This window comes from Oscillospiraceae bacterium (assembly GCA_009780275.1).
In the GTDB taxonomy this organism is placed as follows: Bacteria; Bacillota; Clostridia; order Oscillospirales; family UBA929; genus WRAI01.
Genome location: WRAI01000004.1, coordinates 58,521 through 77,449 on the forward strand (window position 1 = coordinate 58,521; position 18,929 = coordinate 77,449).

20 protein-coding genes are annotated in these 18,929 nt (G+C 50.6%); 8 read left to right on the forward strand and 12 right to left on the reverse strand.

Annotated elements, in window-relative coordinates:
* Positions 1 to 21: 21 nt before the first annotated feature.
* The gene (locus FWE06_02320) at positions 22 to 513 is read right to left on the reverse strand and encodes a hypothetical protein (GenBank protein ID MCL2546016.1); all 492 of its coding nucleotides are present in this window, start codon (positions 511 to 513) and stop codon (positions 22 to 24) included.
* A 124-nt stretch (positions 514 to 637) separates the two neighbouring features.
* Here FWE06_02320 and FWE06_02325 point away from each other — a divergent pair, with 124 nt between their 5' ends.
* Together FWE06_02325 and FWE06_02330 are read left to right on the forward strand one after the other, a co-directional pair.
* Positions 638 to 1,600 (forward strand): SGNH/GDSL hydrolase family protein, encoded by a 963-nt coding sequence (locus FWE06_02325; protein ID MCL2546017.1) that lies wholly within the window; start codon positions 638 to 640, stop codon positions 1,598 to 1,600.
* 84 nt (positions 1,601 to 1,684) lie between these two features.
* Entirely contained in the window at positions 1,685 to 3,274 is a 1,590-nt protein-coding gene (locus FWE06_02330) for a sigma-70 family RNA polymerase sigma factor (GenBank protein MCL2546018.1), read from the forward strand.
* Between the two features lie 33 nt (positions 3,275 to 3,307).
* Here the strand turns inward: FWE06_02330 and truB are convergent, their stop codons facing one another.
* The 9 genes from truB to FWE06_02375 all read right to left on the reverse strand — a co-directional run bounded on the left by truB (position 3,308) and on the right by FWE06_02375 (position 11,009).
* Positions 3,308 to 4,180, reverse strand: a complete 873-nt coding sequence (truB, locus tag FWE06_02335) for a tRNA pseudouridine(55) synthase TruB (GenBank protein ID MCL2546019.1) — start codon at positions 4,178 to 4,180, stop codon at positions 3,308 to 3,310.
* Between the two features lie 74 nt (positions 4,181 to 4,254).
* Positions 4,255 to 5,178, reverse strand: coding sequence for a bifunctional oligoribonuclease/PAP phosphatase NrnA (locus tag FWE06_02340; GenBank protein MCL2546020.1), 924 nt, complete (start codon positions 5,176 to 5,178; stop codon positions 4,255 to 4,257).
* Positions 5,168 to 5,521: a 30S ribosome-binding factor RbfA gene (gene rbfA, locus FWE06_02345; GenBank protein MCL2546021.1), complete on the reverse strand. Its 354-nt coding sequence runs from the start codon at positions 5,519 to 5,521 to the stop codon at positions 5,168 to 5,170. Before rbfA ends, FWE06_02340 begins: the two co-directional genes overlap by 11 nt.
* 14 nt (positions 5,522 to 5,535) lie before the next feature.
* Positions 5,536 to 6,441, reverse strand: coding sequence for a class I SAM-dependent methyltransferase (locus FWE06_02350; GenBank protein ID MCL2546022.1), 906 nt, complete (start codon positions 6,439 to 6,441; stop codon positions 5,536 to 5,538).
* Complete coding sequence (gene infB / locus FWE06_02355) at positions 6,441 to 8,828, reverse strand: translation initiation factor IF-2 (GenBank protein MCL2546023.1); 2,388 nt, start codon at positions 8,826 to 8,828, stop codon at positions 6,441 to 6,443. The genes FWE06_02350 and infB overlap by 1 nt, the downstream gene beginning before the upstream one ends.
* Positions 8,829 to 8,845: 17 nt before the next feature.
* Positions 8,846 to 9,151: a ribosomal L7Ae/L30e/S12e/Gadd45 family protein gene (locus FWE06_02360; GenBank protein ID MCL2546024.1), complete on the reverse strand. Its 306-nt coding sequence runs from the start codon at positions 9,149 to 9,151 to the stop codon at positions 8,846 to 8,848.
* Positions 9,132 to 9,413, reverse strand: a complete 282-nt coding sequence (locus FWE06_02365; GenBank protein ID MCL2546025.1) for a YlxR family protein — start codon at positions 9,411 to 9,413, stop codon at positions 9,132 to 9,134. Before FWE06_02365 ends, FWE06_02360 begins: the two co-directional genes overlap by 20 nt.
* 78 nt (positions 9,414 to 9,491) lie before the next feature.
* Positions 9,492 to 10,553, reverse strand: coding sequence for a transcription termination factor NusA (gene nusA / locus FWE06_02370; protein MCL2546026.1), 1,062 nt, complete (start codon positions 10,551 to 10,553; stop codon positions 9,492 to 9,494).
* A 3-nt stretch (positions 10,554 to 10,556) separates the two neighbouring features.
* Entirely contained in the window at positions 10,557 to 11,009 is a 453-nt protein-coding gene (locus FWE06_02375; protein MCL2546027.1) for a ribosome maturation factor RimP, read from the reverse strand.
* 230 nt (positions 11,010 to 11,239) lie between these two features.
* Between FWE06_02375 and serC the strand changes: the two genes are divergently transcribed.
* The 5 genes from serC to FWE06_02400 all read left to right on the forward strand — a co-directional run bounded on the left by serC (position 11,240) and on the right by FWE06_02400 (position 16,131).
* Positions 11,240 to 12,316, forward strand: coding sequence for a 3-phosphoserine/phosphohydroxythreonine transaminase (serC, locus tag FWE06_02380; protein MCL2546028.1), 1,077 nt, complete (start codon positions 11,240 to 11,242; stop codon positions 12,314 to 12,316).
* 178 nt (positions 12,317 to 12,494) lie between these two features.
* Positions 12,495 to 13,139: a hypothetical protein gene (locus tag FWE06_02385; GenBank protein ID MCL2546029.1), complete on the forward strand. Its 645-nt coding sequence runs from the start codon at positions 12,495 to 12,497 to the stop codon at positions 13,137 to 13,139.
* Between the two features lie 12 nt (positions 13,140 to 13,151).
* Positions 13,152 to 14,309: a 3-phosphoglycerate dehydrogenase family protein gene (locus FWE06_02390; GenBank protein MCL2546030.1), complete on the forward strand. Its 1,158-nt coding sequence runs from the start codon at positions 13,152 to 13,154 to the stop codon at positions 14,307 to 14,309.
* 101 nt (positions 14,310 to 14,410) lie between these two features.
* The gene (locus FWE06_02395) at positions 14,411 to 15,400 is read left to right on the forward strand and encodes a hypothetical protein (protein ID MCL2546031.1); all 990 of its coding nucleotides are present in this window, start codon (positions 14,411 to 14,413) and stop codon (positions 15,398 to 15,400) included.
* An 11-nt stretch (positions 15,401 to 15,411) separates the two neighbouring features.
* A complete protein-coding gene (locus FWE06_02400) occupies positions 15,412 to 16,131 on the forward strand; it encodes an SDR family oxidoreductase (GenBank protein MCL2546032.1) in 720 nt (239 codons plus the stop codon).
* 61 nt (positions 16,132 to 16,192) lie between these two features.
* Here FWE06_02400 and FWE06_02405 read toward each other — a convergent pair whose 3' ends face one another.
* Together FWE06_02405 and FWE06_02410 are read right to left on the reverse strand one after the other, a co-directional pair.
* Positions 16,193 to 16,384, reverse strand: coding sequence for a hypothetical protein (locus FWE06_02405; protein ID MCL2546033.1), 192 nt, complete (start codon positions 16,382 to 16,384; stop codon positions 16,193 to 16,195).
* Positions 16,385 to 16,692: 308 nt separating this feature from the next.
* Complete coding sequence (locus FWE06_02410) at positions 16,693 to 18,033, reverse strand: MATE family efflux transporter (GenBank protein MCL2546034.1); 1,341 nt, start codon at positions 18,031 to 18,033, stop codon at positions 16,693 to 16,695.
* A gap of 209 nt (positions 18,034 to 18,242) precedes the next feature.
* On the opposite strand from FWE06_02410, the gene FWE06_02415 reads away from it, so the two are divergent.
* On the forward strand, positions 18,243 to 18,926 hold the full coding sequence (locus FWE06_02415; GenBank protein ID MCL2546035.1) for a DUF4330 domain-containing protein: 684 nt from the start codon (positions 18,243 to 18,245) through the stop codon (positions 18,924 to 18,926).
* Positions 18,927 to 18,929 lie beyond the last annotated feature (3 nt).

Here is an 18,929-nt window from a genome sequence, read left to right on the forward strand (position 1 = left end):
GCTTGTTGGGTAGTATGCGTATTAGTTGTACGAATGATATTGCTGGACGTATGGTTTTTCTCTCTTGCGGTATTCGATTAGCTTCTTGATATAACCTATTTCAGTTGCGTTCGGGTTCACAAATGCTCCCGAGTGCTGGGAACATACGCTTTTGAACTCTTTGCCGAAAATTTTCACATCTTTGGCACGCCAGCATTCATCGTGGCAAGGCGTATGACAAATGCTAACACGGTCATGTACAGCTGTGACAAAATCCGTATCGTCATCCACATAACCGTATTGATAATGCAAAGAAGAAAACACTTCAAAGCACCAATTATTTTTGCCTTCGACGCCCATTCGGCCGATGTTATATTCGTCATTATATCGCACTTTCCCCCAATTGGCCATATTCGGACTTACATTGTTTTTTGCCAAATAAGCTGCGAGATTTAATGCGTTTTCTTTGTGTTCACCTTCGAGCAAATCGTTTATTGCGTCTTCGATTGTGGCATAACTCTTTTGTCCTGACATTTTGCGCTCTCCTTTGCTAAATATATTCTTTTGCATCACGTGAGCCATAGAACATAACGCACGAGCGTATGCTTTTAATATAGCGTATGTAAATACGGTTGTCAAGAAATAGAGGAGAAAGCCTATGAATCTCACAAGTCGCGACCATTTTAATAACCGCGCCATTGCTGTCTTTGGTGACAGCATTACCCATGGCGCGAACTGCCCCGATATTCCCGCGCAAAGCTATATCGGCGTTGTTAAGCGCAAACTTATGCAGAATTACGGTTTGAAAAACTACGGTTACGCTTCTATGGAATCGTCGATGTGGAATTCCGGCGGCCGATACGATGAGTTGCACCAAATTACGCAAAACACGCCGTGGCAAGAGTTGCGCGACGGCAAACTCCTTGGTACGTTTGCATTACAATCACAGCAAAAAGGCGATAGTTTGACAATAGCATTGCGCGAGCCGTACGCATATGCGTATGTGTATGCTGCGCCGGGAAGCGGAGATTTTAGCGTAAGCAACGGGGGAAAAACACCCGTCACTGCGGTGACACCCTCTTTTGCGAAAGAGGGTAAGAAGGGGTTGAGAAGCGAGCCGATAAAACTTGGCGGCTCGGCAATCACCATCACAGCGTTGACTGATGAACCGGTTACCCTTTGCGGCATGGGATATTACAACGATTTAGACGGGCATGTGCTGAATAATTACGCCAACAACGGCTTGCGGCTGGTCGGTATCAGCGACGAAATTTTGGAAATTATGGCAAAAGTCGATACCGCGATATTTTCACTCGGCTACAATGACAGCCATTTTCCGACCGACACAGCGGAGTTTACGCGCAAAATTGACCTGCTGATTGCGGCGTTTAATCGCCACGGCACAAAGCTATACGTCAACGACTTGTGCTGGAACTTGCCTGAAAGCGATCATTTTCGCAGTGAAATTAAACGTCTGGCGCAATCTGTGTCACATGCGGTGCGTGTGCCACAGGTGACAGAAATCGCCGAACGGGAATTGCTCGACGGCGTGGGCGCACACCCAAATGTCGAAGGACACGGCTTACAAGCGGCGGCATTGATTGCGGCAATGGAGTTGTGAGTAAATAAAAGCCGCCCAACCTTTTTGTAAAATCCCTCACTATATAAATGACAGTCCGAAATCGTGCCAAATGGGGATAAGCAAATGCAAAAAATCTACGTCGACCAAGTGATTGCCGAATATACGCAAAAGATATTCGGGTTCGCGCTCTCCAAAACGCAAAACATCGACAAAGCCGAAGAACTCGCCGCAAGAATTACCTTTGACGTGTACAATTCGCTGTTAAAAGCCGATGCCGTGCATAATATCAACGGGTATATCTGGCGGGTGGCGTGCCATGTGTATGCGCGGTTTGTTGATGAGGAGGTTAAGGGGCGGAGCATTTCGCTTGACGAAGTGAATGTGCCGAGCGGTGCGGATTTTACCGAAAACTTGGAGAACGACGAAGATTACTTGCGATTGCGGCGCCAAATCTCTTATTTGGGCAAAACCCAGCGGGATATTGTGGTCATGCACTATTTTGACCGCTTAAAACAAGGCGAAATTGCGAAACGCCTGAAAATTCCGCTCGGAACTGTCAAGTGGCATCTGCACGATGCACGAAAACAGATTAGAGAGGGTTTTACTATGAACAAGCAAATGATTGCACCGATTGAATTCAGCAGCATGGGGCATGACGGTAACCCCGGTCCGGAGGGCAAAGACACAAGCTATTACCTGGCAAAACGGCTTGCGCAAAACGTGGCATACGCGGCGTATTGGCAGGCGAAAAGTATTTCCGAAATTGCCGAAACTCTCGGCGTACCTGCGGCGTTTGTTGAAGACGAAGTTGCCGTACTCGAAGATAACGGCTTTATGGACAAACAGCCCACCGGCAAGTATTTGACCAATATTTTTATCAGCCAAACATCGTCTGACACCGATAAACGCGCGCATGAGCTGTACGTTAAATACGCCGAAATGGTTTGCGAGCAGTATGTGCCGCTGTTGTTTGACGCAATTGGCAACGGCTTGCCTCAAACGTACACGCCGCACGGAGATATCAATTTCCTGCGCTGGCTTGCTGTGGTGTATGCTTGTCGGGCAAAGTTGCGGCACGGGTCTAATGGTGATGTTGGAAAATATATCGTGGCTCGCAAAGATGGCGGCGCGTATATCGCTTGTGCCGCAATTGGTGCTGCCGATAGCGATGGCTTGTACAGCGCGTGCGGCGACATGACGCGTAAAGGCGATAGTGAGCCTGTACTTGGCTGGTCGCTGGACACGTATTACGACAGCCGTACCGGCGCTTGGCGCGACAACTGGGTCTCGGATTACGAGAATTTATACCGCGCCATGACGGGCAAGATGACAAAAACCGCCGAAAATGCCGAGGCATTCCAACGATTGTACAGCAAGGGTTATCTTGTTGAATATGGCGGTGGCGACATGGTTAATATGGTGGTAACAACGCAAACTCGCGATGAATTTGAAAACTTGCTGCCGGCTATGCCGTCTGAGTTAGCGGCGGCAGGGCGTGAATTGGACAGCGAAATTTACGCGCTGAATAAGCCGCAATATCCGCCGCATATGCAGGAGTTGTGCCGTATATACAACACCAATTGCCTGTCAAGTCAATCGGTTCTGACCCGTGCGTTGGAGATTTTAAGCAACAACGGCACACTTGCGCCGTTGAGTGACGAACAGAAGATGTCGGTGAATACGATAATGTTTAGCGATGTGTTGCCGGGGTAGGGGCGAAGATGCCACGGGCGAACGAGGTTCGCCCTACACTACGCCAAACCGTTTCACTTGCTTCACAAACCCATCGTCAACTCGTCCGAGCATGATAAACTGCCCATCAGGCGCGTAAACCCTCGTTAATTCTGCACTCTTAATTCTGCATTCTGCATTAGCCCTGATCGGTTTTCCGTTCTTAATATTCGTCATGTCGGCGGTTGTTACTGTGATGGCGGGATATTGCGCAAAAACCGTTGTATCAATCGGCAACAGCTGCATGTCGGGGCTAACAGCGTCTAATGTCACTGCGTCATCGAGCGTAAAGTTACACGCCATGGTGCGCCGCAAGCCGGTCATTGCAGCCAAACAGCCCAACTGCCGCCCGATATCGTGGCACAGCGTGCGGATATACGTGCCGCCCGAACAGTGGACTTCGATTGTGTATTCATCGCCGTCTTGCGATAGTAATTCCAGTTTTTCAATCACAACATCACGTGCAGGGCGTTCGACTTCGCGCCCTGCGCGTGCTTCTTTGTACAGTGTTTTTCCGCCGATTTTAATGGCGGAATACATAGGCGGAATTTGCTTTTGTTCACCTGTAAAAGACGGTAACAATGCTTCCAACGCGCCATTTGGCGGGCGGGTATCCGACATTGCTGTAATATTGCCGGTAATATCCTGCGTGTCGGTTTCAATGCCGACGCGCAGGACTGCGATGTACGCCTTGCCGTTGGGCAGATAGTCAAGTGCCTTTGTTGCGCCGCCGATTAAAAGTGGCAGTACGCCGGTGGCCAGCGGGTCGAGTGTGCCGGCATGGCCGATGGCGCGGGTGCGCAGAATGCCGCGTGTTTTGGCAACGATGTCGTGACTGGTCCAGCCCTGCGGTTTGTCGATGATGAGGAAGCCATTAAGCATGCTCATAGGGTGTTACTTTATCTCCTGTTCAAGTCCGTCAAACAGCGGGGTGTTGAGAATTATGTGCCGGGTAGCGATGATTAGGCCATTTCTATTGCGGCCAAAATGGCCTCTCGTGCTTGTGCTAAGGTGCCCTTGAAAGTGGCACCTGCCGCGCTTTTATGGCCGCCGCCGCCGAGTTTTGCGCAAATGTCACTGGCGTTATGGGGGGGGACTGTTCGTACCGATACGCGGATTTCGCCGCTAGATTGTTCGCGTATCAATATGCCGATTTGGCAGCCCGCGATGGCACGCGCCAAGCCCGGCAGCGAGTCGGTATCATCGGAGGTTAAGCCTTTTAGCATATCTAGCGTCACTTTCAGTACAATGACTGTGCCGTTATGAAATGTTTCTATATCGGCATAAACGGCTTGCTCCAGTTTAATCTGCGCCAAGCTCTTTTGCTCGAAAAATTTTCGATTTATGCTGGCGAAATCAAAATTTGTTTCCATCAATGCAGCGGCAATGCGGTGGGTGTTTGGTGTTGTGCTGCCAAACTTAAAGCAACCTGTATCAGTTGCAATGGCAACATAGAGCGATTCAGCGATACGCTGTGTGATTTCAACGCCAAATCCTATAATAAGTTGATAAACAATTTCTCCACACGCTGCAAGAGCTCCATCAACGTAGGTGTGTGTGGCAAATGGCTTATGTGAGGCGTGATGGTCAATAGCGAGGTCGAAGTGCTTGGGGGCCTGGGCGTTGAAGCGAGTGCTGTCAGCTGCGTCGACTGCCACGGTATATTGCGGCACGAAGTTGTCAGCCGCAAGCAAATTCGCTGTGTACGACGTGAGCAATGTGCCCATATCATCATCAGGCAAGATGTATGCTTGTTTGCCTAATGCGTGTAATGCCAAGCACAGTGCTGTGGCGCTGCCCACACAATCGCCGTCGGGATTTTTGTGCATGACAATCAGAAAATTATCGCGCTCGCGCAAGTAATCGGCGATTTGTTTAAGCGTCATTTTTGGGTAAAACTTTGTCCAAAACCTCGTTGATCCGCTCGCTGTGTGCCAATGAATTATCAGCAATGAAGCTAATTTCCGGTGTTTTGTGCAGCACCACAGCTTTGCCAAGCTCACGGCGCAACAGTCCCGCTGCGCTGGATAAGCCTGCCATGACAGAGTCTTGTGCCGAAGCGTTGCCCATAACGCTGACATGGATTTTGGCGTAACTGAAATCGCGGCTGACATCGGCACGGGTCAGTGTGTAGAACTTGCCATCAAGGCGCGGGTCTTTGAGGCTGCGTACGGCTTGTGATAGCGCTTTCAGCACCTCATCGTTGATCTTGTCGATACGGTCAGACATGTCAGTTGCCTCCTTTATTTTCTATATATTGTAATTTTTAAGTCGCCTTCCGCCCAGTATGTTTCTACATCGCCGAACCCATTGCCAAATGATTGGCAGACGACTTCCAATGTGTCTTCCAACGCGGCATTGTGCAAGGCTGGCGGTACATCAACTTGGTCGGAAAATCCCCTGCCCGAAAAACGCGCCAAAAACCCTTCGGCGAATGTTATAGAGCTCTCTTTTTGGTATGGCAATATAAACTCTTCCTTGCTGCTGAACAGCGGTGCGCAAATGGCGTCGCGGTCATACTTCCAACTATATCGCTTCGGCGTTATGCCGCGCTCATTCAAATATTGCCAGTAATGCGAAAATAAAAAATCGGCAATTTGGCGGTATTCCAGGTTTTGTTTAGTCACATCAATTCTGCCGGGGAGGTCGTCACGGCAAATAAACGCACCGCCGGGCTCCAGCACCCTGTGGATTTCACTGATGACTTTTTCGGGGCGTGAAATCAAATGCAAAACACTGTTGCACACCGCACTGCGTACGCTGCCGCCAGCCAATGGTATATGAAGCGCATTCATGCGGCAAAGCATTACAGTGTCCAACGAAATATTGTTTTTCTCGGCACGGCGTTGCAGAATTTGTATCATATTGTTGGAGATATCGCCGGCAATCACACGTACGCCAAACTGAGCCATGGGAACAGTTAAACAACCATCGCCGCAGCCTAAGTCTAAACATATGCCATCGCCCGTTTGCTTGGCAATTTCAGCAGCAAAAAGCGCATCCCTTTCGGCAAGCGCATACTTGCGATTGCCTGAATAACTCTCGCCGATGTCGTCATAGCCGATGTAGTGATCACCATCGCCTTGTGTGACAATCGGCAGATCATCGGTAAGCTGTTGTATGCCGTTGATGATTAGGGGTTCGTGCATTACTCGACTTGTTGCATCTCATACGCCTCGATGACATCGCCTTCTTTGAGGTCGTTATATTTCTCGATGTTCATACCGCACTCGTAGCCTGTAGCTACTTCGCGCACGTCGTCTTTGAAGCGTTTAAGCGATTCGAGTATGCCCTCATGGATGACCACGCCATCACGCAGTAAGCGTACCGAGGCATTGCGTACAATCTTGCCGTCGGTAACATAGCAGCCGGCGACTGTGCCCACACCTGTGACTTTGAAGACTTGGCGTACTTCGACACGGCCGAGGACAACTTCAACGAATTTCGGGTCAAGCAGCCCTTTCATGGCGGCTTCCATTTCTTCGATGCATTCGTAAATGACACGGTAGAGGCGGATGTCAACGTTATTTCGCGCCGCACTGTCGCGCGCTGACGGATCAGGACGTACGTTAAAACCAATCAAGATGGCGTTGCTTGTAGCACTTAGCAGAATGTCGCTTTCGCTGATGGCACCGACGCCAGTATGGATGATTTTAATGCGCACCTCATCGTTGGACAGCTTTTCGAGCGAGGCTTTGAGCGCTTCAGCTGAGCCTTGTACATCGGCTTTGATGAGCAGGCGTAACTCTTTGAGCTGCCCCTCTTTAATTTGGTCAAAGAGGTTGTCAAACGACACGGCTGTTGCGCTGCGGTTACGTTCGTCGCGCTCGGCGTCCTTGCGTTGGTCAACTAACTCGCGCGCCATGCGCTCGTCGGTGACGGCAAAGAAGGGGTCGCCCGCGCCCGGTACTTCGGACAGACCGGTAATCTCGACCGGCACGCTGGGGCCGGCTTCTTTTAATGGCTGCCCATTTTCGTTGGTCATAGCGCGCACATTGCCTACTGATGTACCCGCCAAAATCAAGTCGCCTTGTTTTAGTGTGCCGTTTTGCACCAACAGGGTCGCTACCGTGCCGCGGCCTTTATCCAGCCGCGCTTCGATGACGGTGCCTTTTGCCAAGCGGTTGGGGTTGGCGCGCAACTGTTGGACTTCAGCCGTGAGTAGCACCATATCGAGCAAGTGCGGAATGCCGTCGCCTTTCTTGGCTGAGACAGGGCAAATAATGGTTTCGCCGCCCCAGTCTTCGCTGACCAAGCCGTGTTCGGTGAGTTGTTGCTTGATACGATCGGGGTTGGCTTCAGGTTTATCCATCTTGTTGATAGCAACGATAATCGGCACTTCGGCCGCTTTGGCGTGGTTGATGGCTTCGATGGTTTGCGGCATAATACCGTCGTCGGCGGCAACGACAAGGATAGCAACGTCGGTCACTTTAGCACCGCGCGCCCGCATGGAGGTAAAGGCCGCGTGACCCGGCGTATCCAAGAAGGTAATCTTATGGTCGCCCACTGTGACGCGATAGGCGCCGATATGCTGTGTAATGCCGCCGGCTTCGCCTTCGGCAACATCGGCCTTGCGGATGCTGTCGAGTAGTGAAGTTTTGCCATGGTCAACGTGACCCATAACAACGACAACCGGGTCGCGTGCTTCGAGATTTTCATCAACGTCAACGCTGTCGTCAATCAGTTTCTCCTCAATGGTGACGACAATTTCACGCTCGACTTTGGCACCCATTTCAATGGCAACCATTGCCGCAGTATCGTGGTCAATGATTTGGCTGACGCTTGCCATAACGCCGAGCTTCATGAGTTGTTTGACGACTTCGACACCTGTTTTTTTCATACGAGACGCCAGTTCACCGACTGAAATTTCCTCGCCGATTTTGACGGTAATGGGCTGTTTCTTTAAGGCTTCAAGCTGCAAGCGGCGCATTCTGTCGCGGTCTTCCTGCCGCTTCTTTTGGCTGATAACAGCCGGACGGCGATCGCCCTTACGGGCAATCTTTTGCATACCGCCTTTTTGATTCTCCATATCCTTGGTGACAAACTTGTCAATGCGCTCATCGTATCTATCAAGGTTGACTGCACCGCTGCGTGTATCAACGGTACGCGTACCGCTCTTACGGTTATCGGCGGGCGCAGCATCGGTGATAATTTCTGAGCTGCCAACAGTTGGTTTGGCGGGCTCGAATTTGACAGTTTCTTTACGAGGTTGTTTAGGTTGCTTGGGGATATTGGTTTTTGCTTCGGCCGTTTGCGCTGCGCCTGAGTCGTCACGTTCTGCGACGGCATCCGCAACGGCAGGTTCTTCAACCGCTACAGGCTCCGGCTCGTGATATGTTTCAGCGAATACGATGGCAATATCATCAATTTGGTTGTTCTGTGTGATGTGCTCGAACACCAAATTAAGTTCGTCATCAGACAACGCCTGCTGCACATTTTTTGGCGTTGTCGCATATTCGGTTAAAATGTTGGTCACTGCCTTTGAGGTTGTTTTGAAATCTTTTGCCACCTCATGGACCCGGTATTTGATTACCATATTGCACTCCTCTGCGTTCAATCTAACAATTGCTGTATTTGCTGCGCCATCTTTTTGTCGGTTACGCCGGCACACGCACAGTGTGCCAGGCCCAGCGCGTGACCTAATATTTTGCGGTTGTGCGGCAGTTCAAGCAGTGGTATGTTGCCGGCACGGGCGTGCGCCTCCACGCGTTTGCGTGTGTTGTCAGACACATCGTTTGCGACTACAATTAACTTTACACTGTGTGTTTGCCGTGCCGCGTTGCCGACAGCTTCTTCTCCCGTTATCAGCATGCCGCCGCGTCTGCATAAGCCTAAAAGTCTAAGTCGTTTGTCTGTCACTGCACTTCTCCATCAAGTTCTCATAGACAGCTATGTCAATCTGTCGTTTGAATTGTCGCTCCAGCGCACGGCTTTTTTGTGCTTTTTGCACACAAACCGTTGCCGGACAAACATATGCGCCGCGGCCTTGCGCTTTTCCGTTGCTATCAAGGGCGATAAAATTGTCGGGCAGGCGCGCTATGCGCAACAGTTTGCCTTTGGGCAAGCCCTTTCGGCAAGCGATGCAATGACGGATGGGTGTGTGTGGTACGGTGTTCGGCATAATATAACCTTTCGCAGGGGCAGCCGTCCCCAGTTACTCCCGCATTAGGGGCGTCGGTGAGACAGGCAAAGTTTGCCCCTACATTTCGTAGGACTCCGATTTAATATCAATCTTAATGCCCGTCAAACGTGCTGCCAGCCTGGCGTTTTGCCCGGCGCGGCCGATAGCGAGTGACAGTTGGTCGTCCGGCACAATGACGCGGCAGGCTTTGGGGTCGTCGCCTATCATCTCCACCTCGCTTACACGTGCCGGCGACAGCGCGGCGCCTACATATTCTTCATCGATATCACTGTATGGGATAATATCAACCTTTTCGCCATTTAACTCGTCAACGATATTGTTGACCCGTGCGCCGCGATTGCCGACGCATGCGCCGACGGCGTCAACATTTGGGTCAAGCGAACGTACTGCCATTTTGGTGCGATTGCCCGCCTCACGCACAACATTGATGACTTCAACGATGCCATTGGCAATTTCGGGCACTTCGAGTTCAAATAAGCGCTTGACAAGCCCGGGGTGTGTGCGAGAAATAAAGACTTGTGGGCCGCGCGTTGACTCGCGCACCTCGGCGACATATACCTTAACGTAAGAGCCTTCGGGCAATTCTTCGCCGCGCACTTGCTCGCTTTGCGGTAGTACCATTTGCGTATTACCTTCCTCGTCGCTGTCGATCATACGCAGATAAGCGTTGCCGCGTGGGTCAATGCGTGTAACAATGCCGGTCAAAATCTCATGCTCTTTGGAGGCGTATTGCTGAAAAATCATGCCGCGCTCAACTTCACGGATGCCCTGTACGATAACCTGTTTTGCCGTCTGGGCCGCGATGCGCCCAAATGACATCGGGTCAACCGGTGTGCGCAACATATCGCCGACATTGAGCAGAGGATCTTTTTCACGCGCCAACTCGAGCGAAATTTCTAACGCCGGATTTTCAACTTCCTCAACAACCTCTTTGAGCACAACGGCACGCATGGTTTTATTTTCTTCGTCAAGTTCTAGCTCGACATTTTCACCGCCGACATCTGGATCGTTGCGTACAGCAACGGCGACAGCTTGTGAAATTTTATCCAGCATAAAGGCTTTGGGGATGTTTTTTTCTTTTTCCAATTGCGCCAGCGCATCAAAAAATTCTGCGTTCATTATTTACTCCTTGTATTGTACTTTTATTTGTGCGACATCGGCTCTGTCAAATGTTTTTTCGCCGTCATCGCATTGTAAGATAATCTGTTCGTCCGTGGCAGTTAATACACCTTGCCAAGTACGTTTTCCGTCAACGGCTTTGTAGAGTTTGACATCAACATCTGTGCCGATAAACTGCTTGCGCTGCGTATCGGTGTACAACACACGTTCGATGCCGGGGGAGGATACTTCCAATGAGTATGCGCCGGGAATAAAGTCCTCTTCATCCAACCAAGGATCAATGGCTTTGCTCATTTGCTCGCAGTCATCGGTGCCGATGCCGCCAGGCTTGTCAATGGTCAGACGCAACACTGCGCCTGCGGCCTCTTTGCCAAACTCAACATGCCATAAAGTCAGCCCCAATTGCTCGGCAAGGGGCGCGGCGTATGCGGTAACGCGGTCGGCGATGCGGCTCATAAGATGCTTCCTCACAATGTGGGGCGAACAGTGTGCCCCTACTATACACTACCTAAGAAGTATTAAGAGAGCGGGTCTCCCCACTCTCCAACACAACACTTCAATACATAGTATACCACAAGTTTCAAAAATTGCAAGCCTTTTTCTTGACTTTTTGGGCGCGTATACATTATACTGTAATTTGCCGTTTGAATAACGAGCAAGAAAACAGACATAAGGGAGAAATTGCCATGGGACGTGTATTCAATTTTTCAGCCGGGCCGTCGATGTTGCCGGAGTTCGTGTTGCAACGCGCAGCGGAGGAAATGCTGGACTATCGAGGGACAGGGATGTCTGTGATGGAAATGAGCCATCGATCTAAGCTGTACTTAGGAATTTATGAGGCGACAGTCCAGAGAATGCGTGATGTGATGGGCATTCCCAATAATTATAAAGTGTTGTTTCTGCAAGGCGGTGCAACGTTGCAATTTGCATCGATTCCCATGCATTTGATGGGGCGTACGGGCAAGGCTGATTATGCTGTTACCGGCAGCTTTGCTAAAAAGGCCATGCAGGAAGCAAAAAAGTATGGTGAGGTTAATATCGCCTGCGACAGCAAGCCCTATGCCGCTATTCCGGCGCAGAGTGAGTTGACGCTCGACCCCAACGCTTCGTATTTTCACTATTGCGGCAATAACACCATTTTCGGCACGCTATGGCCGTATCTTCCGCAGACGGGTGATGTGCCGCTGGTGTGTGATTTGTCGAGCAGCATTTTGAGCCAGCCGATTGATGTGTCGAAGTACGGTGTGATTTACGCAGGTGCGCAAAAAAATATGGGGCCTGCAGGCTTGACGGTTGTTATCGTGCGCGATGATTTGCTGGATGGGGCATCGGAAATCGTACCATCAGTGATGAACTGGCGCGGCATGGCTGACAACGATTCGATGCTCAACACGCCGCCATCGTACGGTATTTATCTGCTGGGCTTGGTGTTAGAATGGATTGAAACCATGGGCGGGTTGCCTGCCATGGAAACGCATAACAAAAAGAAAGCTGCTGTATTGTATGACGCGATGGATGCCTGCGATTTCTATACGCCGGTTGCCGACAAGGGCAGCCGCTCGCTGATGAATGTGACTTTCCGTTGTCCGAACGAGGATTTGGATAAACTGTTTGTCAAGCAAGCCGCCGAGAAGGATATGCTGACGCTGGCGGGGCACCGCTCGGCAGGCGGCGTGCGTGCATCAATATACAACGCCATGCCGATGGCAGGGGTTGAAACACTGGCGGAGTTTATGGGCGAGTTTGCGAAGGCAAACGGGTAATATGGCCAATCCGAACATTAAATACCCCAAGGTGAGAAAGAAAAAACGCCGATACATATGCCCGCATTGCGGGCAGAAATGCATAAGTCCTTGGCATGCGGGAAGCAGTGGTTTTAGAGATGTTCTTCGTTTCTACGCCTTTATGTTTCAGTTTCTCATGTGGGTGGCGTGGCGGCGTGTGGGTACAATCAAGTGTGCGGAGTGCGGTGTACGGCTGTCTGTTCGTGTGAAATATAAACAGCATTGCGTAAAACGTTGGTCAAGGGCATTAAAGTTTTTCTCCGGCATTCTGGCGGCTATTGCCTTTGTGGTTTTTTGGGAATCAACGGGGTCGGACGCGTTTTTTATTCCGTTTTTGCTGACGATATTGGTGCTGTTCTTTTTGCCGGGCATTCTCTTTTCGATGCCGGTGGCGTTGGGACGGCGCAAGAAAATCTTTGCCGTGATGGATATGGATGAGCAACGCAGCTCAGAGGCCGGCGCGATTTTTATCTCGGCCGCCATGGTGGCTGTGCCACCGCTCAAAGAAGTGGCGTTTGATATACAAGCGCAGCTTGACTTTACGGGCATGGCGTGCCCTGAACACGTTGTGTACGACTACTCTACCTACGATCTGCGTTTTAGCAGCGACGGAGAGTCATATCCTGTTTTGCTAGGCATTGCTGTGCTTAATGGTGAAGTAAAATACTTTGAACTTGAATTCTTGGGCAAGACATATGGTATTATAAGGCCCGATATCAAAGAGGGGCAAGCCTTTGAACTTGAGGACTACAAAGGAAACCACATTCACGGCGTGATTACAAAAATTTATAAATCAACTTAGGAGGAACAAACTATGTTCAACATTCTCACGCTCAACAAAATCGCCAAAGTCGGTCTCGACCGCTTGCCGAGCGACAAATTTACTTGCGCGGATAATCATGCCGACCCCGATGGCGTTATCTTGCGCTCGGCCGATATGCACGGCTTTGAGCTGGGTGGAAACTTGAAAGCCATTGCGCGGGCGGGCGCGGGCACAAATAACATTCCTGTCGATGCGTGTGCCGAAGCTGGCATTGTTGTTTTCAACACGCCGGGCGCGAATGCCAACGCCGTGAAAGAGCTTTGCCTCGGCGCGCTGGTGCTGGCCTCGCGTGACGTTTACGGCGGTATGGCGTGGGTGCAGTCGCTGCAGGGCACCGAAGAGGTGGCCAAGGCCGTTGAAAAAGGAAAGTCAAACTACGTCGGGCCTGAGTTGAAAGGCAAGAAAATTGGCGTGTTGGGACTAGGCGCGATTGGCGCGCCGGTGGCCAACGCGGCGTACGCGCTTGATATGGAAGTTTACGGCTACGATCCGTTTATGAGTGCTGAGAGCGCATGGAAACTCAGTCGCGCTGTTAAGCCTGCGCCCAGCTTGAATTTCTTGTTTAGTGAATGCGACCATGTGTCGCTGCATATTCCCAGTACGCCGGATAACAAGGCACAGCTTAAAGAGGCACTTGCCGCAGCAAAGCCGGGATTGCGAATCATCAATATGGCGCGCGGCGATTTGTTCAGCAATGACGATATTTTATCAGCGTTGTCGGATGGCCGCCTGGCACGATATGTCACAGACTTCCCCAACGAGGGAATGTTGGGGCATAAAGATATTGTTTGCATTCCGCACTTGGGTGCATCAACACCGGAGAGTGAAGACAACTGTGCGGTGATGGCGGCCGATGAATTGCAAGACTATTTGGTCAACGGCAACATCGCCAACAGCGTTAACTTCCCCAATGTGTCGATGGCGCGAGAGTTTCCGCACCGGCTCTGTGTGGCGCATAAGAATGTGCCTAACATTCTCAATACGCTTACGTCGGCTTGCGGCGTCAACGGCATCAACATTGAGAATATGCAGAATAAATCGAAGAAAGATTATGCCTACACATTGCTCGACAGTGCGACGCCGTTCGACAGTGACGCGGTGGCAAAGTTAGAAGGCATTGAGGGGATCTTGAGGATTAGAGTTCTATAAGCATAGCCTATTTTTCCCCTTGACACTAGCCTCCCGCATGCTGTATAATAGAAAAACTATTCGGCACGGTTGTCTAGCAAGATACAGGAGGTCATCACATCATGGCAGAACAAAAAAACATCGTGGGCGAGGAGTCATCAGCACATCGCCTGTTTATTACCAATATACGCGACGCACGGCGGAAACAACGGAACATTATTGTGTTGTTTGCTTTTTTCCTGTTGACGTTTTTGATTCCGCAGCTTAATGTTGTGCCGAGTGTGCAAGTTGTTACGCGCAGTCCCGAAACCATGCGTACAACGGTGACACAGTTGATGGAGCCGTCGAGTTATGCTGAAATTTTTGTCGGCGATGACCCGAGCAGTTTCCGTGCCGGTATTGAGCATGTTCTCAATCCGAGCGAGATGCCGACGATTTTGAGCGACAACCTTGCTGAGCAAATCGCGCGGCGCCGCATTCCAAATGTACCGGAATGGGTTTCCGATGGTACGATTGCATTGGTGGCATATGCTGTGCCGCTTATTTTGGTGGTGCAGCTCTTATTGTTGGGCTTGGGTGTGTTTGGATTGGTGCTGAGCTATAAGGACAAAGACAATGAGCGTCTGCGCGGTATGGCGTTGCTGCGGGTTGCTGCGTGGAGTTTTGCAGGCAGCTATTTGCTGTTGATGCTGATTTTCTTGGGCTTTAATCTCGCGGTGGGATATATCATTACGTTTGGATTGCCGGGCATTGCTCTATTGTCGTTGGCGGCGTCACTGCTCTTTATACGCCAAGTTTTTATGTTCCGTTGGTTTATGTATCCAGAGACGGTTATCAGCAAAGAAGTGGCGCATCTGTCGTACTACACAAGCCAAGGCACAAAAGAGTGTCCGCACTGCCACGCCAATGTACTTGAAACATTGGAAAGCTGTCCCGAATGTGGGCAGGCATTAGTAGAGCGTTGGAAATGCCGCGAATGCGGGCAGGTTAATACTGCGTCTCGCCAGCTCTGTTACAGTTGCGGTCATCCGCCGCGCAAAGACCCGCGAGAGCGAACGCCTGAGGAAATGGCGGCACTCCAAGCAGCGGCTGACGCAGCGTCTAAAATATAATATTTATGCGTATGGATAAACGAGTTGCGTTGATTACCGGCGTTGAGGGCGTGATGGGTGTTGAGATTGTTAAGCATATGGCACGCAAGGGATATGCTATTGCGTTGGCATGTTGTGATGACTTTGATAAGGCACGTGCGCTTGAGCGGCTATGTGCCGTACAGGGTGTGGAGACCTTGCTGCTGTCGGGCGATATTAACGTTAGCGGCACTTGCAGCAAGTGGATTGCTGACATTTTGACGTTTTTCCAGCGGTTGGATGTGTTGATATGCAATGTGGGTTACAACAGTGAGGGGCAATGGTTTAACGTTATTGATGATGCCGATTTTTTGCCCGGCGCGCAAAATGAAATTCACGGACTTGTGGATTTAATCCAAGCGGCGGCGTGGCCAATGGAACAGGGCAAGCAAGGGCGAATGATTACGGTATCTTTGCCGTGCGGGTTGGTCAGCAAATCGCGCGACGAATTGTTGACTTCTGCCGTTGAAGGCATGACGCGCACCAAGGCAAAGGAGCTTGCCAAGCACAACATTACAGTTAATGCTGTTTTGCCCGGCGTGATTGATTTTCCCAACCATGTTGTCCGCAGCGACAATGCGCTGCTCGACATTCCGCTGAGCAGGTTGGGCAAGCCGTCAGAAGTGACCGAGGCTGTCGATTATTTACTGTCGCCTGCGGCGGCGTATGTAACGGGGTTGTCGTTAGCTGTAGATGGGGGCGTAAGGCTTTAATTTTTTTGAATCAATAAGGCGGCAGTTATACAACTGCCGCCTGTTTTTTGCGTAATATACCCTACGGCAACCCGCGTTCATCCTCGCTAATGAGAATTTCACCGTGTTCTCTCTCGAATTCATCAATACACTTTTCCGCGAGAAATTCAAGTTGTGCGTTGAGAGAGCGGCGGTTTCTCTTCGCGATTTTGGTAATTTTAATATGCATATCTTCTTCAAAGCGAATTCCGGTCTGTATTCTATGATTATACATGGTAGCAGCTCCTTTGCATTATGCTACCACTATGGTACACTACGAAGGCTTGACTTGCAGCTAACTATATGTTATCGTGTTGTTATCGAAAATTGGGAGGACGCGTTTATGAAGCAATTCACTATTGAACTGAATGAAAAGGCGTATAAGTGGATAGCGCACATTGCCGAAGTGACGGGAAAGCCCGAGGAAACTGATTGCCAGTGGGGTGTATGGTCAAATCAGCAGGGTTAGCGATGGCGTTGTCAGAGCCTTTACGTGGCATGATTATCATGACGAAGAGTAGGAGCCGGTTAAATAACCGGCTCCTACTCTTCGTCTTCTTTGGGAATCCACTTTTTGCCCAACACTCGCGGCATAAATATTGCGCTTCGCGCTACCCAGTCGCCAGCCATCGCCAGCCAAATGCCGATCAGCCCTAAGTTCAAATATCGTCCCAAGAACCACGCGCCGAACAACCGCACGATAAACAGCGAGCCTAGGGACGCGACAACGGTGTAGCGCACATCGCCCGCTCCGCGCAAGGCATTTGGCCCCACGAAGCCAGGTGCCCAAAAAAGCGGCATTGTGGCAGCGAGCAGTAAAATGACTGTGCGTGCCAAAGAGGTGATCTCGTCTTGATATTGTGCGGCTTGTCCCATATTCATGTTGATGAGTGTATTCATCAGCGGGAGAGTGAGCAGTGCTGCACCGGTTTGTAACAGGCACGCCAGCCCAATCATTTTGAGCATATACTTCCGCGCTTCGTCGTAGCGTTTCGCACCGTAGGCTTGGCCAACCATGGTGACGACTATCGTCATGACCGCTCCGCCCGGCAGCAAAATCAGCGCGGCGACGTTGGAACCTACCATATTGGCGTTGAGGACGATGTCGCCCATGTCGGCCATAAAAACCATAACCAACAGCTTTGTGCCGCTGAAAAAGAAAGCGTCCAGGCTGGCGGGGATTGAGATGCGCAGCACAGGCGCGAGTAGCGCGGCCTTGAGCTTAAAAGTGATTTTTGACAAGTAAATCGTTCCGATGCCGCGCCATTGCAAAAACACCAACACGCCCGCCGCTGCCAAGCGGTTGGCAACCATACCCCAGCCGAGCGCGTCGATGTCCATGCCCAACCCGCGGCAGGCGTATATTGTGGCAATCAACGCGATGTTGCCTATAATGGAAGCCAGCATGGGGCCGACGTTATTGCCCGTAGCGCGCATTAAGCCTGCCAAGCCCGAATACGCTGCCCAAAGCGGCATTGACAGCGCAATGTAACGGAAATAGATGTTGGTCTGTGCGATGGTCTCGGTGCCTGCGCCGCCAAAAAGCAGGCCGATGAGCGGATTGCCAAACAGGGCAAGCAGCACAGAAACGACCGTTACGCCCATAACCAATGCCATAATGGCCTGCATGGCTGTTTGGCCCGCCGTTTTCACGTCGCCGCCGCCAATGCGCTGTGACACAACGACAGTAATGCCTGATGAGTACGCCATCAACAGCCCGATAAAAAGAAAATTGACAGGGTTAACCAACCCCACAGCGCTTGTGGCACTGGCCGAAATGCCGGTTGCCATAGCTGTCGAGATAATCATAGCCGCTGTGGCAAGCAACGATTCGAGCATGACCGGCCACAGCATTTTGAAAGTGGCTTTGCGGTTAAATATCATAAAAAATAGTATAGCATGATTTTTATGATACGACAAGTAGGTGGTGCGGTTTCACGCCTGTTTATACGTTTGCATTGTTGTGAGTGGAAGAAACTGCTTGACAATATATAGTGCGTTATGCTACAATATGACAAGATTTTACCCCCTATTTAGTGATTGGCATGTGTTGCCGATATTGGGGACAAACTACTGTAATGTAGGAGAAAATTATGAAAATCATCAACGAAAAAGGCAAACTCTTTGGATTGATTAACTTGGTTGACCTGTTGATGCTTGTGACCTTGGCTGTTGTCGTTGTTGCAGGCGCGGTATTTTTCCTTGGCGGCGGCGAATATGGCTATGGTGCGGCAAAGCAAGAGGAAGCATCGGAACCGTACTTTGTGGAGGTAGCGTTTACTGTGCAGGTGCAAAATGTTCGGCCCGAGGTGGCTGAGAATTTGCTTGCCGCTATTCCGCGCTTTACCAACACCCCGTATGTAGTGGGTGCAGATTACTTGCCAAACTTTTTCTTTGTCGATGCGTGGAGTGAGCCGACTGTTGTCTTGGGGTCGACCGCCGACGGTGAGCCTGTTGCGACCGTAGATCCGCGCGGACATCAAGATGTGTGGTTTGAGTCGCGTGGCTTGCTCCTGGAGCCGGAAGTTCCCATTTACTCTATGATTTCACAGGAAATTCGTCTTGGGCAACGGTTTTGGGTCAAGTCGCGGCTCATTGAAGCCGATGGCACATTGGTTGATTTTGTGGTGAGTGACCCCATTCATCTTGATGACATTGATTTTGAATTTGGGCATCATCTTGAAGAAGGTGAAGAATTTAGTATAGATGATCCCGCAACTTGGGGCTGGGAGCCAGACCCATCTGTTGTCATTATCGACCGCGGGCAACGCGGTTAGCCT

Bases quoted from the DNA above. Each gene is read 5' to 3' on its own strand.
- infB (MCL2546023.1), bottom strand. From the start codon at position 8,828: ATGGTAATCAAATACCGGGTCCATGAGGTGGCAAAAGATTTCAAAACA.
- FWE06_02365 (MCL2546025.1), bottom strand. From the start codon at position 9,413: ATGCCGAACACCGTACCACACACACCCATCCGTCATTGCATCGCTTGC.
- FWE06_02350 (MCL2546022.1), bottom strand. From the start codon at position 6,441: ATGCACGAACCCCTAATCATCAACGGCATACAACAGCTTACCGATGAT.
- FWE06_02395 (MCL2546031.1), top strand. From the start codon at position 14,411: ATGGCAGAACAAAAAAACATCGTGGGCGAGGAGTCATCAGCACATCGC.
- FWE06_02325 (MCL2546017.1), top strand. From the start codon at position 638: ATGAATCTCACAAGTCGCGACCATTTTAATAACCGCGCCATTGCTGTC.
- FWE06_02400 (MCL2546032.1), top strand. From the start codon at position 15,412: ATGGATAAACGAGTTGCGTTGATTACCGGCGTTGAGGGCGTGATGGGT.
- serC (MCL2546028.1), top strand. From the start codon at position 11,240: ATGGGACGTGTATTCAATTTTTCAGCCGGGCCGTCGATGTTGCCGGAG.
- nusA (MCL2546026.1), bottom strand. From the start codon at position 10,553: ATGAACGCAGAATTTTTTGATGCGCTGGCGCAATTGGAAAAAGAAAAA.
- FWE06_02340 (MCL2546020.1), bottom strand. From the start codon at position 5,178: ATGACGCTTAAACAAATCGCCGATTACTTGCGCGAGCGCGATAATTTT.
- FWE06_02330 (MCL2546018.1), top strand. From the start codon at position 1,685: ATGCAAAAAATCTACGTCGACCAAGTGATTGCCGAATATACGCAAAAG.
- FWE06_02320 (MCL2546016.1), bottom strand. From the start codon at position 513: ATGTCAGGACAAAAGAGTTATGCCACAATCGAAGACGCAATAAACGAT.
- FWE06_02415 (MCL2546035.1), top strand. From the start codon at position 18,243: ATGAAAATCATCAACGAAAAAGGCAAACTCTTTGGATTGATTAACTTG.
- rbfA (MCL2546021.1), bottom strand. From the start codon at position 5,521: ATGTCTGACCGTATCGACAAGATCAACGATGAGGTGCTGAAAGCGCTA.
- truB (MCL2546019.1), bottom strand. From the start codon at position 4,180: ATGAGCATGCTTAATGGCTTCCTCATCATCGACAAACCGCAGGGCTGG.
- FWE06_02375 (MCL2546027.1), bottom strand. From the start codon at position 11,009: ATGAGCCGCATCGCCGACCGCGTTACCGCATACGCCGCGCCCCTTGCC.
- FWE06_02390 (MCL2546030.1), top strand. From the start codon at position 13,152: ATGTTCAACATTCTCACGCTCAACAAAATCGCCAAAGTCGGTCTCGAC.
- FWE06_02405 (MCL2546033.1), bottom strand. From the start codon at position 16,384: ATGTATAATCATAGAATACAGACCGGAATTCGCTTTGAAGAAGATATG.
- FWE06_02410 (MCL2546034.1), bottom strand. From the start codon at position 18,033: ATGATATTTAACCGCAAAGCCACTTTCAAAATGCTGTGGCCGGTCATG.